Origin of the sequence: Bacillus sp. DE0042, from assembly GCF_007680225.1 — a bacterium.
Classification (GTDB): domain Bacteria; phylum Bacillota; class Bacilli; order Bacillales; family Bacillaceae_G; genus Bacillus_A; species Bacillus_A wiedmannii.
Genome location: NZ_VEJP01000001.1, coordinates 440,066 through 452,633, shown reverse-complemented (window position 1 = coordinate 452,633; position 12,568 = coordinate 440,066). Strand labels below are relative to the sequence as shown.

Genomic DNA, 12,568 nt, shown 5'->3' with positions numbered 1-12,568 from the left:
GACCTAGAAACCAAGGAGGGAAAATTACAATGAAACAATTGAAGCCAGCAATTAGTGTATTAGGTAGTGTATCGATGGCACTGACTTTAGCATCTCCTGCTTTAGCAGATGTAAAACAACCGAATCCAGGAGGTACAGTTGAAATATTCAAAGAGAATGCAAATGTAAAAAAAGAAGATAAGAATTTCACGCTCGGATCTGATGGGGAAATAGGTTCACTCATTACACAAAACATTGAAATGGCAAACAACGATTGGGATAAAGATGGTATTTCTAACGACTTAGAGATGAATGGATATAAAATTGAATTCAATTCACAAACTGGAAAAAATGAAGTGAAAGCATGGGATCCCGAGAAGGATAAAGGGAAACCAAAATTTATATCGAATCCTATGAATGCAAATACGGATGGTGATCCTTTTACTGATATGTATGAGGTTGAGAATTATAACAACGATTCTGATACTAATTTCAATCCGATAGTTGCCAACATGCCGAATTTGCAAATTGGTGTCAAACGAATTGAAGTAATTCCTATTGCAACCATTACGGATAATAATGGCGGATCAGTTAGCAGAGGATGGGAAAAAAGTGTATCTACACAACATTCATTTAATGTAGGTTTAAGTGGTTCAGGTGGTGTAGAAGGCTCAGCAGCTGGTCCTGTTCCTTCCGGAAGTGTTTCAGCAAATGTGGGATACGGATATTCAAAAACAACTACGGAAACGGAGAGTTATACAAATAATTTTGATTGGTCTACTGCAACAACTGTGGATACAGCGAACGCAGCAAAATTACGGGTACATTTGGAATATAAGAATGTAGGAACAGCATCCGCTGAAAATGTTTCGCCTCATTTTAATATTCGTTTAGGAAACAAAATTATTAATACTGTAAAGGCAACACAAGATCGTTATAAAGCAAACTATTTAAGTACAGAAAAAGGTGGACGGAATAAAACAGAAGTAGTAATTGACAGTTTAGAAGGACAAGCAGATGCGAATATTGTCTTATCTTTGGATGAATTGAAAGCTGTTGAACAAGGGGAACTTCTTTCGATTGAAGTTTTACCTACAAGTACAATGGATTTATCTATTGAAAAAGGTGAAGAAATTATGCATTTGGGGGATTCAGGGAGATATGAGTCTAGAGTAAATGCAGCTACTGAACAATTAGAAACAGATATAGGAAATATACCAAAGTTTAGGCTATACACTCCTAAAGACAAATCCCTTGCTGATAAGCCAGTTTTATCCTATAATGAAGTTTTTCAACATGTAAATATAGATACGAAAAAAGTAAATCATATTGTAAACAAGGCTAAAAGTACTAATAACGTATCAGTGGTTTCAGCTAATAATGGAACTGATGCATTGAACAATTTAAAAGCGGGACAGGGAGATCGCGGTTATTTACATAAAGACTCTGTACACGGTGCTTTTGCAAAACTACAGCAACCAACATTAGTAGAAGGTAGTTATGATTCTGTGACGCAAAAGATTAGGGCAACAATTTTACCTGGTTTATTTGGTGTGAGTCAAGAGATTCCTACTACTTATAGTAAGAAATGGAATGCTCCGTCACAAACAGTAACACTAGTTAAACGTGAGAATGGATTTACATATGAGTCTAGAGAAAATATACACCCTATTAAATCTGAAATTGCTGCGCACAGAAAAGTTATATTTGAAATCAATGACGCACACAATCTAACGCCTACACAAAAGATTGATATTGAAATTAAAGCTAATAAAGAATTTGAAGATTATGTAGTAGATAATTCAGGTGAATTTGTTACAGAAGGGGTTCCTTATACCGTAGCTTCATATGGAAATACAGCTTATTGGGGAAGTCATCATGCCGGGAATAAATGGGAGTATCTTTGGGCTGAAAAATCTAGTGATGAAAAAGTGAATGTAATTATTGAAAGAGTAGGTCAACCTAAACCTGGAAAACCAATTAAAAAGGATGAAGAGGTATTAATTAAATTTCGAAATCCTATTTATTCAGATTATGCATATTTAAAACTTCAAGATAGTTATATCCATTTAGATCAAAAACAGAATGCAAGTACTTTTAAATTTAATCATGCATATCCAAAGAATTTCACTGGTTACCATAAGCAATGGAACATACTATCTAATGGTAACAAGTTAAAGGTAGGATATTTAATCGATTATATGAAATATGGTAATGGAGAGAATGGGACTGATACTATAGCATGGAATCTATCAAGAGTTCAGTAATAGGTAACAGTTCTGTTGCTAAGTTTGGAAAGAGAACCGGAAATGAATTGAATCCGAAAAGTTAGATACAATAATTTAGGTTACTAATAAGGAATGAGTTCGATGTTGAATCGGACTCATTCCTTTTAATTTATATAATTTAGTAACTACTATTTAAAATACCTATCTAGTCATATAAGTAATCAAATGTTAAGATTACTATCTGTATTACATGAATTATTTTCTGAATCTTCATTCGTTTCGAGGCTAAAATGAGGAATTCTGATTTATTTATGTGATTAGTTTCTATATCTTTACCTATAAAGATATTTTTATTGGATAATAGAAAAAATAAATTTTGCGTTATTGGTGAAAAAGAAGTGAGGATAGTATATGAAGAAAAGAATTTTAATCGTAGAAGATGAAGAAAATATTCGAGAAGTATGCAAACGGTATTTAGAAAGAGAAGAATATGAAGTTTATACCGCTGTAAATGGTAAAGAAGGTGGGGATTTATTTCTTACACATCAACCAGATTTAATTATATTAGATTTGATGATGCCAAAAAAAGATGGATGGGAATTATGCGAGGAAATTCGTCAACAGTCAAATGTCCCTATTATTATGTTAACTGCTAAGGGAGAGGAAAGGGATCGAATTTTAGGCTTAACAATGGGGGCAGATGATTATTTAACAAAGCCATTTTCCCCTCGTGAATTAGTATTAAGGGTTCAAATTATACTAAGAAGAGGAAGCCATGTACCAATACAAGCGAAAGAATCTCTATTGGAAGTGATAGAGTTTCCAGATTTAAAAATATATCCAAAGACAAGATATGTACTTGTTTGTGATAAGGAAGTGGAGTTAACGGTGAAAGAGTTTGAGGTACTTTATCTCATGGCAAAGCATCCAAAACAAGTATTTTCTCGCTCGCAGCTTCTTGAATTAATTTGGGATTTTGGACATGAAGGAGCATCAAACACAGTTACCGTGTTAGTGAGTCGTTTACGTGAAAAGCTCGAAAAGCATACGATAAAGAATCGTTGGATTCATACGGTTTGGGGTATAGGATATCGCTTTGAGCCAAATGGAGGAAATGAAACATGAGATTACGTATTCAATTGTTACTCATGAATCTATTAAGTACCAGTATTATGGTAATTGCTATATGGTATAGTGAGACGAAAATGTTACTTGAACCGGAACAAACGCGGTTATTAACAGTAATTGCATTTGTGGCATTCATTATTTCAACGTTTATTTATTGGTTAATGACACGTCCTATCATGAGATCTATACAAAATTTAATAAAATTGACGAAACAATTTAGTGATAGACACTTTGAAACGATGTATATAATTGGGCAAGAACCACATGAGTTTAAAGAATTGGCAACAGCCTTTCAACAGATGGCAAAAAAATTAGAAGAAGGGTTTACTAAGTTAGAGGAACAGGAAAACTCTCGTAAGGAGCTAATTACCAATATCTCACACGACTTACGAACACCTATGGCTAGCATGCAAATGATGATAGAAGCATTACAAGATAACCTGATTGAAGATCCTGAAATGAAAAAGCAATACTTAGCAACGGTTTTAAAAGAAATAGAAAGATTAAATGGATTAATTAACGACTTATTTGATCTTTCAAAGTTAGAGTTTGAGCAAGTAGATTTTCACCCAAGTTTCACACATTTAGATAAAGTTCTATTAGATGTATTAGAGTCACATTCTGTCTTATTAGGAGACAAACAAATCCATGTGCAATTGGATGTCCCTGATACATTACCTCGACTTTTGATTATGCCTTGTAAAATTGAAAGGGTCATAGGTAATTTATTACATAATGCAATTCGATATTCTTCTATCTCTGGAACAATTGAATTGACTGTAGTGGAAAATAAACCAACTCAACAGGTCCAATTCACTATGCGGGATGAAGGAATGGGAATTCCTCCAAATGATCAATTACGTGTATTTGAACGTTTTTTTAGAACAGATCGATCAAGAAGTTCACAATCTGGAGGTTCCGGACTTGGATTAGCTATTGCAAAATCATTGATTGAAATGCACAAAGGGGAAATTGGTGTAAGGAATCGCGCAGATGGTAAGCAGGGAAGTGAATTTTGGTTCACTCTTCCCATCACATCAGTAAAAAAATAAGATGGCTGAAAGACTTTTGTAACATTTACGTTAGAAAAATGAAAGACCTTCTTGTTAACATACTACTACACAGTATGTTACAGGAGGTTTTTTACTTTATGAAAAGAAAATATGTATGGCTTATAGGTGGTTTAATAATTGTATTGGGGATTTTATGGTCATTGTTCCGACCAGAGAAATTATTTATTGATAAGCACGTAAATGAATCATTGCCACAAACAGAGATACAATCAACTGAAGTAAGGCAACAAAGTGATCGAGTAATAAGGGAAGGTCAGTTTCAAAACGGTGTCCATGAAACAACTGGAACGGCAAAAATTCACCAATTAGCGGATGGAAAACGTGTTTTACGACTTTCTAATTTTGCAACATCAAATGGGCCAGATGTACGAGTTGTATTAGTTCCTACAAATCGTTTGAAAAATAATGAAGACGTAAAAAACTATCAGTATATTGAATTAGGAAAATTAAAGGGAAATAAAGGAGACCAAAACTACGAAATTCCTGAAGGGATAGATGTAAGTGAATATGGTTCGGTTTCTGTTTGGTGTAAAAGATTTAATGAAAACTTTGGTGCGGTTTATTTTAATAATTAAATATGAACTTAAAATTTCCTCTTACAGGCGAAATTCATATGGGTTATGATAATAGCTGTAGTGGACTTAGTTGCTAAGAAGGGCACTCATAAGAGTGTCTTTTTCATATTTCTCAATTTTTGTATATTTTAGTGTAATTGGACGTTTACGGAGAGATTTTATTCGTGCATAAATAATTTTAAGGGTATGCCAGGAAATCTTTCATTTATCAAGAAAAATTAAATTTTAAATGTGTTATATACAGAAGCCACTTGAGGGGTGTTAAGATGCCAAATTTCTCATTTTGGGGTAGTTGCTTTTCATAGCTAGATGACTATGGATCGGTACCCATAATAAAAGGGCAGGAACATATCAAATATGTTCCTGCCCTTTTATTAAGTTTAACATTTATGACCTAAATATAAATGTATTGCGGCCTTCTTTATTTATTATTTTTCAAACCGCAAATGAACAAACTTCAACATCTTTATTACGTTTACAATTCGCATCATAATACGTGTACTACCATCCCAATCTTTATTTGTAGGTATACCTTTAAAGAAAGGGGAGCAGCTTAATACTTTTATGGTAGAAGACCATTTTTCTATTGATTTTGGATTGTTTACATAAAAATACATCATCGCGCCGTTATTGCCAGATTTTTTTACAGTTGCATTCGAAAGGTTCAGTGCGAATTTTGATTCAGCATCAAAATATAGCTCTCCTCCAGGAAAACGTTTTGACATAGCAACTATGATCTCTTTTAAATCTTCTTCTTTAAAGTAATAAAATACACCTGCTGATATAAAAAGAATACCGTCGTTTGGATCATATCTTATATCGTCAAACCAAGAAGTATCAAAAAATGACTTAGCGATGCTAATATTCCTCGGTGTATCTTCAATTAAAGTCTTGCGAAAAGAGATTGCATCGGGTAAATCAAGGTTATACCAATGTATTGTACCGTTATCAATTCTTGAAAAAGTAGTATCTAGTCCTGAACCGATATTTACTATAGTGGCGTTCGGGTGTTTTGCTATAAATTGTTTTATCGTATCATCAATTTTTCGTGCACGGGTAATGTATGTGATACATCCGTATTCGCCAAATGTATTTGCTATTGTTGAGAAGTCGAAATCGCATTCTTTAATTATTCGAATAGCCTCTGTATCATCTAAAATATCCTTATTTTTCTCACTGCCATATGCTCGTCCCCATAGGGGAATAAGCATCGTACCTTGTACTGATTGTAAATCTAACTCTTTAACCATGAAACATCCTCCGTTGCATAATAAAACAATATAGTTAGTCGTTATTTAACATTTTTGAGAGCATTGTATTTGTTTTATATAGTCCGTAAGTTAAATCCCGCCTATCTTCTTCGGATAACTTTTCGAGGTTTACTGTGAAATTTTTATAAATTTGTTTCCATCTCTCATAATGTACCTTTTCAGCTTTTTCTGTCAGAGAAATTAATACAGCTCTTTTATCTACCGTATCTTGCTTTTTTACAATATATCCGTTTTGTTCTAAGTTACGTACAGTTACACTTAATTGTTGCTTAGGAATGTTTAAATAATTAGCAATCATCTTTGAATTTACAGGTACTTTTTGCTGGGCGATATACTCCACTACGTGTTGTTCTAAATGTGTAAATTCAGAGGATTTTTCTGATAGTAATTTGAAAGTACCTGACATATTTAATAATAAATTCATGTATTCATTTAATAATTCTTTATGGAACATTATTTTCGCTTCCTTTTTGGGTTTAGTCATTATTTTATTACTATTTTAGCTGTAAATCAAATATTTAAACTTATTATAGTAAATTAACATTTACTAATTTGTTATTTTGAAATTATGTGAACTAAAGAAGAGGAGGATGAGAAGTGATTTTAGAAAAGACGAATATGGCCAAAAATAAAATATTACTAAATATACATAACTAATGAATGCAATGTCTTTTTCAGTTATTATGTTGTAAATAATTTTATGATAAAATCTTTTACATAATGAAATAAAGGGGTAGTATTCTATGGGTTATTTCTCAAATAGTTTATTAGTTTTGTTCGTTCTTATCGTATGTAGCTGCATAATTTTTGGGTGATAATATAGTGTTAGATTTATATAAAAGAAGTTATCTCAGGTGAGGTAACTTCTTTTTATTTTATGTTGAGAAGGAATTCTATTTTTCTTATTGAAGTTTGTTCAAGTTAAGTTGGTGAGGGGCTAAAATTTTTAATAGAGTAATGTAAAAGAGGATATAAATAGGAGAATAGGGAGGCGTTTATGAAAACTAAAATAAGCTATACAATTGAACACCCAACAAATTTCAATGAATTATTAGCTTTATATGAATCTTTAGGATGGAATTCTCTAAAATTAACGGTTAATGAATTGGAACAAATGTGTAAACAAAGCTGGTATGTGATATATGCTTTTAAAGAGCAACAATTAATTGGCATGGGGCGTGTTATATCCGATGGTGTAATAACAGGCGTCATTTGTGGTGTATGTGTATTGCCAAAATATCAGTCCATTGGCATTGGAAAAGAAATAGTGGAACGATTAATCCAGCACTGTGAACAAAACAAAGTTATTCCCCAACTTATGTGTGTGGAAAAATTGCAATCTTACTATGAATCTATAGGGTTTGAGGTATTCTCTATTGGGATGACAAAACATATTAAAAGATAGTGGCGCTTTATATTTTCAGTTTACTCGTACATATTTTTAAACTTCAGTATAAAGGAGAATTGCTGTATGGAGATTGCTAAAGGGGTAGAAATGTTACAACTTGAGTTTCAAGAATTTATTATTCACCCAATTCTTTTATGGGATGATGAAATGGCAGTGTTAATAGATACTGGTTTTCCTGGACAATTTGAAGATATACAAATAGAGATGGAGAAAGTTGGGGTATCTTTTGATAAGCTAAAAGTTGTGATTTTGACACATCAGGATTTAGATCATATAGGTAGCCTTCCTGATTTATTGGAGAATGGTGTAAGCGATATTAAAGTTTATGCGCACGAGCTAGATAAGCCATATATTGAGGGAGAGTTACCTTTATTGAAAGATGGAAATGTAGAGAATCCACCAAAAGGAAAAGTTAGTAATACGGTGATAGATGGGCAAGAACTTCCGTATTGCGGTGGGATACTAATTCTACATACCCCAGGACACACTCCAGGTCATATTAGTTTATATTTGAAACAAAGTAAAACCCTTATTGCAGGAGACTCGATGTATAGTGTGAATGGAAAGTTAGGAGGAATTCATGCCCCAACAACTTTAAATGTTAAGGAATCACAGCAGTCTTTAAAGAAGTATTCAAATCTAGATATTGAATCGGTAGTTTGTTACCATGGAGGATTAAGTAAGGAGAATATAAAGATTCAAATTCAAAATTTGTAAAAGTTGAAGAGGAATTTTTTGTTAAACTGTGCTGAAGTATAATCTAATTAATAGTTAATAAATAATAAAAGAGCATGTTTGAAAAAAATTCAAACATGCTCTTTTATTAAATGAAATCTATTTAAGATTAACGGCCTAACCCTTTCCAATAAAAAGAAACGATTTCTTGGGCTAATTCATCTATATTTGTAAGAATAGGATTGTGATTTTCATCTTTAAAATTCCCAATTGATAATAAAGATACGAATGCATGAGCCGCAAACGTAGCGTTTCCTCTTGGGATTTCTCCAATTTGCATTGCATTATCAAGTGCTTTTTCTAATACTTCATACATGTTGTCTTCAGCATTTTTTAATTGTTTCAATTGTTCTTCAGATAATGATAGTTTTGCATCTTTCATAAAATTCTTCATATCAATATCCATCGTTGCGTGTAAGTAGACTTTAGCGAAGTCCAATAATCTTTCTTTTAAAGTCTTATTTGTAGAAAGGATTTGAGACATATTTTCGCGTATACGTACCATCATTTGAATCATAGTAGCGGTAAATAAATCTGCTTTTGTTGAATAGTAATAGTAGACGGTTGCTTTCGTAACACCACAAACTTTTGCAACTTCATCCATGGAAACGACTTGATAATTTTGAGTAAGAAATAGTCGAGTTGCAACTTCCAAAATCGTTTCTTTTGTAGATTTTGTATTTTTATTTTGACGAGGCCTTCCGAGAGGACGTTGTTTTTGTTCCAAATCCATTCGCTCCTGACATGTATTGTTGAGATAATTATAACACAAAGTTTTATTCATTCTTGATTAATTAACCGACCAGTATATATAATTAATGTTAGAGGAAAAAAGGAAGGTGGGTTTTTATGAAAAAGCACCCGTTACATATGTTAGGGAGGCTTGTAGCAGGGAAGCATACACAGTGGATAACTTTATCGGTTTGGATTCTTATTACATTATTACTTTCATTTACATTGCCACAAGTAAACAGTACGAAAGAACCGAATCCGAAAAATTTACCTGAAACAGCTATGTCGCAGCAAGCGGAAGCACTTATGAAAAAAGAGTTTCCGAATAATGCAGGAAATCCTTTGTTAGTAGTATGGTATAGAGATGGTGGATTACAGTCACAGGATTATAAACTCATACAAGACGTTTATAAAGAATTAAAGGCTAGTCCTTTAAAGGAACAATCAACGTTACCACCATTTGATACAATTCCGGAACAAGTATTATCAAAAAGTGCATCAAAAGATGGTACATCATTTGTTACACCAGTATTCTTTAACAAGGCTGCTGGAACAGATATATTAAAAGGAAATCTTGATGATTTAAAAAACATAGTGAATAGTAAGATCGATGAAGATCCATTCAAACGAAAACTAAGTGACGCTGGTTTACACGTTCGATTATCTGGACCTGTAGGTATTCAAACGGATGCAGTTAGCTTATTTAGTCAAGCAGATGTGAAATTATTAATTGCTACTGTATTACTCGTATTAGTTTTATTAATTTTACTGTACCGTTCACCGATTTTAGCAATTTTACCCTTACTTGTTGTCGGCTTTGCATACGGTATTATTAGTCCTACACTCGGTTTTTTAGCTGATCAAGGGTGGATTAAAGTAGATGCTCAGGCAATATCAATTATGACAGTATTATTGTTTGGTGCTGGAACGGACTATTGTTTATTTTTAATTTCAAGATATCGAGAGTACTTGCTAGAAGAAGAAAGTAAATATAAGGCGCTGCAACTTGCAATTAAAGCTTCTGGTGGAGCAATTATAATGAGTGCGCTTACTGTTGTACTTGGATTAGGAACATTGTTACTTGCTCATTATGGTGCCTTTCATCGATTTGCAGTACCATTTAGTGTTGCTGTATTCATAATGGGAATTGCTGCTTTAACAATTTTACCAGCATTATTATTAATTTTCGGTAGAGCTGCATTCTTCCCATTTATACCGAGAACAACTTCGATGAATGAGGAGTTTGCAAGAAAGAAAAAGAAAGTCGTAAAAGTTAAAAAATCAAAAGGTGCCTTTAGTAAAAAGCTTGGAGATGTTGTAGTACGAAGACCATGGACAATAATTATGCTCACTGTATTTGTATTAGGTGGATTGGCTTCATTTGTACCACGTATTCAATACACATATGACTTATTAGAATCGTTTCCAAAAGATATGCCTTCCCGCGAAGGGTTTACGTTAATTAGTGATCATTTCTCAGCTGGTGAATTAGCGCCAGTAAAAGTTGTTGTTGATACGAAAGGAAAAGAGCTTCCTATTAAAAAAGAACTAGAGAAGTTTTCATTCGTAAAAACTGTGAAAGATCCAAAAGTGGGCACAGAAAATAAGCAAATACAAATGTATGAGGTTTCTTTAGCTGAAAATCCATACTCAATTGAAGCGTTAGATCAAATCCCTAAATTGAAAAACAGTGTAGAAAAAGTATTAAAAGATGCTGGGGTTAGTAATGCAGAAAATCAACTATGGATTGGCGGAGAAACAGCGTCATTATATGATACAAAGCAAATCACAGAACGTGATGAAGCAGTTATCATTCCAGTAATGATTAGTATTATAGCTTTATTATTACTTGTTTACTTACGATCAATTGTTGCGATGATTTATTTAATTGTAACTGTCGTTTTATCATTTTTCTCTGCATTAGGAGCAGGATGGATATTACTTCATTTTGGTATGGGAGCTCCAGCAATACAAGGCGCGATACCGTTATACGCATTCGTATTTTTAGTTGCTTTAGGTGAAGATTATAATATCTTTATGGTTTCAGAAATATGGAAAAACAGAAAGACACAAAATCATTTGGATGCTGTAAAAAATGGCGTTATACAAACAGGTAGTGTTATTACATCTGCAGGTTTAATTTTAGCAGGAACTTTTGCTGTGTTAGGAACACTTCCAATTCAAGTGCTTGTTCAATTTGGTATTGTAACAGCAATTGGTGTATTACTAGATACGTTTATTGTAAGACCGTTACTTGTACCGGCAATCACAGTCGTTTTAGGCCGCTTTGCTTTTTGGCCAGGGAAACTTTCAAGAAAGAGTGAAGAGATACAAAAAGTGGATGCATAGTTGAAAAGCCAAGGATATTTTCCTTGGCTTTTTCAATGTAATTAATTTTTTGAAGTCAAATCATCCGGTGCAGCATGATCAGCATCTTCAATGGAAGTTTCTGGCATTCCATATAAGCCGTTCATTGCTTGTTCTTCGATATTAAGATTTGCAGTATTATTATTTTGGATAGGTATAGCGTTTTCGATAACATTTTCTTTTTTATTTACATTTTTGTTATTCATGTATGATTCCTCCAAATTTCATTTGATTTATTTATAGTATGTGGATGGATTTCCAGAAATATGTGAATTGATTCTTATAGATGTTATATAATTAAATAAACAATTAGGGTGAAATGTAAACTGTTAGGAGTGAACAATTATGGTGAAAGCAAGGAAATTAGCCTTCTAAAATAAAAAGAAAATTTTAGGAGGCTATTAAAATGAAGTTTCACGTAATTGATAGAGAAAATTGGAATAGAGAGCAGTATTTTGAACATTATTTAAAATTAAAATGTACGTTTAGTATGACAGTAAATGTTGATATTACGCTTTTGATAGAGAAAGTACATCAAAAGGGAATTAAATTTTATCCGACTTTTATTTATATAATTTCGAGAATAATAAATAAACATAAAGAATTTCGAACATGTTTTAATGAAGAAGGAGTTTTGGGCTATTGGGAAAAAATGATACCTAGCTATACAATCTTTCATAAAGATGATAAGTCTTTTTCAAGTATATGGACGAATTATTCAAGTGATTTCCGCATTTTCTATAAAAATTATGAAGAAGATATGAGATACTATGCTAATGTTCATGGTCTCTTCACGAAAGAGAATATTCCGCCAAATGCTTTTCCTATTTCTAGCATACCTTGGGCTAGTTTTACTGGATTTAATCTTAATATTAATAATGATGGTGATTTTCTATTACCGATAATAACTTGTGGGAAATATTTTAATGAAGAGAATAAGATTATACTACCAGTTTCATTGCAAGTCCATCATTCGGTTTGTGATGGGTATCATGCGAGTCGATTTATAGAGGATTTACAGGAGTTAAGTAATAGTTGCAACGAGTGGCTAAAGTAATATGTAATTTTTAAT

General features: G+C 32.8%; 12 protein-coding genes. 8 read left to right on the top strand and 4 right to left on the bottom strand.

Annotated features, from left to right (window positions below; all coding sequences use genetic code 11):
• Nucleotides 1-29: 29 nt before the first annotated feature.
• The 4 genes from FS802_RS02070 (at nucleotide 30) to FS802_RS02055 (ending at nucleotide 4,983) form a co-directional block, all read left to right on the top strand.
• Entirely contained in the window at nucleotides 30-2,246 is a 2,217-nt protein-coding gene (locus FS802_RS02070; protein WP_098654751.1) for a binary toxin-like calcium binding domain-containing protein, read from the top strand.
• 372 nt (nucleotides 2,247-2,618) lie between these two features.
• Nucleotides 2,619-3,332 carry a response regulator transcription factor gene (locus FS802_RS02065; protein ID WP_000746046.1) on the top strand — a complete coding sequence of 238 codons (714 nt, stop codon included), beginning with the start codon at nucleotides 2,619-2,621 and terminating at the stop codon, nucleotides 3,330-3,332.
• Nucleotides 3,329-4,387, top strand: coding sequence for a sensor histidine kinase (locus tag FS802_RS02060; RefSeq protein ID WP_002096621.1), 1,059 nt, complete (start codon nucleotides 3,329-3,331; stop codon nucleotides 4,385-4,387). The genes FS802_RS02065 and FS802_RS02060 overlap by 4 nt, the downstream gene beginning before the upstream one ends.
• Before the next feature lie 98 nt (nucleotides 4,388-4,485).
• Nucleotides 4,486-4,983, top strand: coding sequence for a DM13 domain-containing protein (locus tag FS802_RS02055; RefSeq protein ID WP_000824735.1), 498 nt, complete (start codon nucleotides 4,486-4,488; stop codon nucleotides 4,981-4,983).
• Nucleotides 4,984-5,411: 428 nt separating this feature from the next.
• Here FS802_RS02055 and FS802_RS02050 read toward each other — a convergent pair whose 3' ends face one another.
• Both FS802_RS02050 and FS802_RS02045 read right to left on the bottom strand, forming a co-directional pair.
• Nucleotides 5,412-6,233, bottom strand: a complete 822-nt coding sequence (locus FS802_RS02050; RefSeq protein ID WP_098654752.1) for a class I SAM-dependent methyltransferase — start codon at nucleotides 6,231-6,233, stop codon at nucleotides 5,412-5,414.
• 34 nt (nucleotides 6,234-6,267) lie between these two features.
• Complete coding sequence (locus FS802_RS02045; RefSeq protein WP_000468590.1) at nucleotides 6,268-6,708, bottom strand: MarR family winged helix-turn-helix transcriptional regulator; 441 nt, start codon at nucleotides 6,706-6,708, stop codon at nucleotides 6,268-6,270.
• A 543-nt stretch (nucleotides 6,709-7,251) separates the two neighbouring features.
• On the opposite strand from FS802_RS02045, the gene FS802_RS02040 reads away from it, so the two are divergent.
• Both FS802_RS02040 and FS802_RS02035 read left to right on the top strand, forming a co-directional pair.
• A complete protein-coding gene (locus FS802_RS02040; RefSeq protein ID WP_098654753.1) occupies nucleotides 7,252-7,659 on the top strand; it encodes a GNAT family N-acetyltransferase in 408 nt (135 codons plus the stop codon).
• 66 nt (nucleotides 7,660-7,725) lie between these two features.
• Nucleotides 7,726-8,379: an MBL fold metallo-hydrolase gene (locus FS802_RS02035; protein WP_048563042.1), complete on the top strand. Its 654-nt coding sequence runs from the start codon at nucleotides 7,726-7,728 to the stop codon at nucleotides 8,377-8,379.
• A gap of 127 nt (nucleotides 8,380-8,506) precedes the next feature.
• Here the strand turns inward: FS802_RS02035 and FS802_RS02030 are convergent, their stop codons facing one another.
• Nucleotides 8,507-9,130, bottom strand: coding sequence for a TetR/AcrR family transcriptional regulator (locus FS802_RS02030; protein ID WP_098654754.1), 624 nt, complete (start codon nucleotides 9,128-9,130; stop codon nucleotides 8,507-8,509).
• A gap of 116 nt (nucleotides 9,131-9,246) precedes the next feature.
• Between FS802_RS02030 and FS802_RS02025 the strand changes: the two genes are divergently transcribed.
• Nucleotides 9,247-11,478 carry an MMPL family transporter gene (locus FS802_RS02025; protein WP_098654755.1) on the top strand — a complete coding sequence of 744 codons (2,232 nt, stop codon included), beginning with the start codon at nucleotides 9,247-9,249 and terminating at the stop codon, nucleotides 11,476-11,478.
• A 41-nt stretch (nucleotides 11,479-11,519) separates the two neighbouring features.
• On the opposite strand, the gene FS802_RS02020 is transcribed toward FS802_RS02025, so the two are convergent.
• Nucleotides 11,520-11,702 (bottom strand): DUF4021 domain-containing protein, encoded by a 183-nt coding sequence (locus tag FS802_RS02020; RefSeq protein WP_001060697.1) that lies wholly within the window; start codon nucleotides 11,700-11,702, stop codon nucleotides 11,520-11,522.
• Nucleotides 11,703-11,902: 200 nt separating this feature from the next.
• Here FS802_RS02020 and catA point away from each other — a divergent pair, with 200 nt between their 5' ends.
• Nucleotides 11,903-12,553: a type A chloramphenicol O-acetyltransferase gene (gene catA / locus FS802_RS02015; protein WP_098654756.1), complete on the top strand. Its 651-nt coding sequence runs from the start codon at nucleotides 11,903-11,905 to the stop codon at nucleotides 12,551-12,553.
• Nucleotides 12,554-12,568 lie beyond the last annotated feature (15 nt).

Excerpts from the sequence above, each read along its gene's own strand:
- FS802_RS02070 (WP_098654751.1), top strand. The coding sequence starts at position 30 with ATGAAACAATTGAAGCCAGCAATTAGTGTATTAGGTAGTGTATCGATG.
- FS802_RS02065 (WP_000746046.1), top strand. The coding sequence starts at position 2,619 with ATGAAGAAAAGAATTTTAATCGTAGAAGATGAAGAAAATATTCGAGAA.
- FS802_RS02060 (WP_002096621.1), top strand. The coding sequence starts at position 3,329 with ATGAGATTACGTATTCAATTGTTACTCATGAATCTATTAAGTACCAGT.
- FS802_RS02055 (WP_000824735.1), top strand. The coding sequence starts at position 4,486 with ATGAAAAGAAAATATGTATGGCTTATAGGTGGTTTAATAATTGTATTG.
- FS802_RS02050 (WP_098654752.1), bottom strand. The coding sequence starts at position 6,233 with ATGGTTAAAGAGTTAGATTTACAATCAGTACAAGGTACGATGCTTATT.
- FS802_RS02045 (WP_000468590.1), bottom strand. The coding sequence starts at position 6,708 with ATGTTCCATAAAGAATTATTAAATGAATACATGAATTTATTATTAAAT.
- FS802_RS02040 (WP_098654753.1), top strand. The coding sequence starts at position 7,252 with ATGAAAACTAAAATAAGCTATACAATTGAACACCCAACAAATTTCAAT.
- FS802_RS02035 (WP_048563042.1), top strand. The coding sequence starts at position 7,726 with ATGGAGATTGCTAAAGGGGTAGAAATGTTACAACTTGAGTTTCAAGAA.
- FS802_RS02030 (WP_098654754.1), bottom strand. The coding sequence starts at position 9,130 with ATGGATTTGGAACAAAAACAACGTCCTCTCGGAAGGCCTCGTCAAAAT.
- FS802_RS02025 (WP_098654755.1), top strand. The coding sequence starts at position 9,247 with ATGAAAAAGCACCCGTTACATATGTTAGGGAGGCTTGTAGCAGGGAAG.
- FS802_RS02020 (WP_001060697.1), bottom strand. The coding sequence starts at position 11,702 with ATGAATAACAAAAATGTAAATAAAAAAGAAAATGTTATCGAAAACGCT.
- catA (WP_098654756.1), top strand. The coding sequence starts at position 11,903 with ATGAAGTTTCACGTAATTGATAGAGAAAATTGGAATAGAGAGCAGTAT.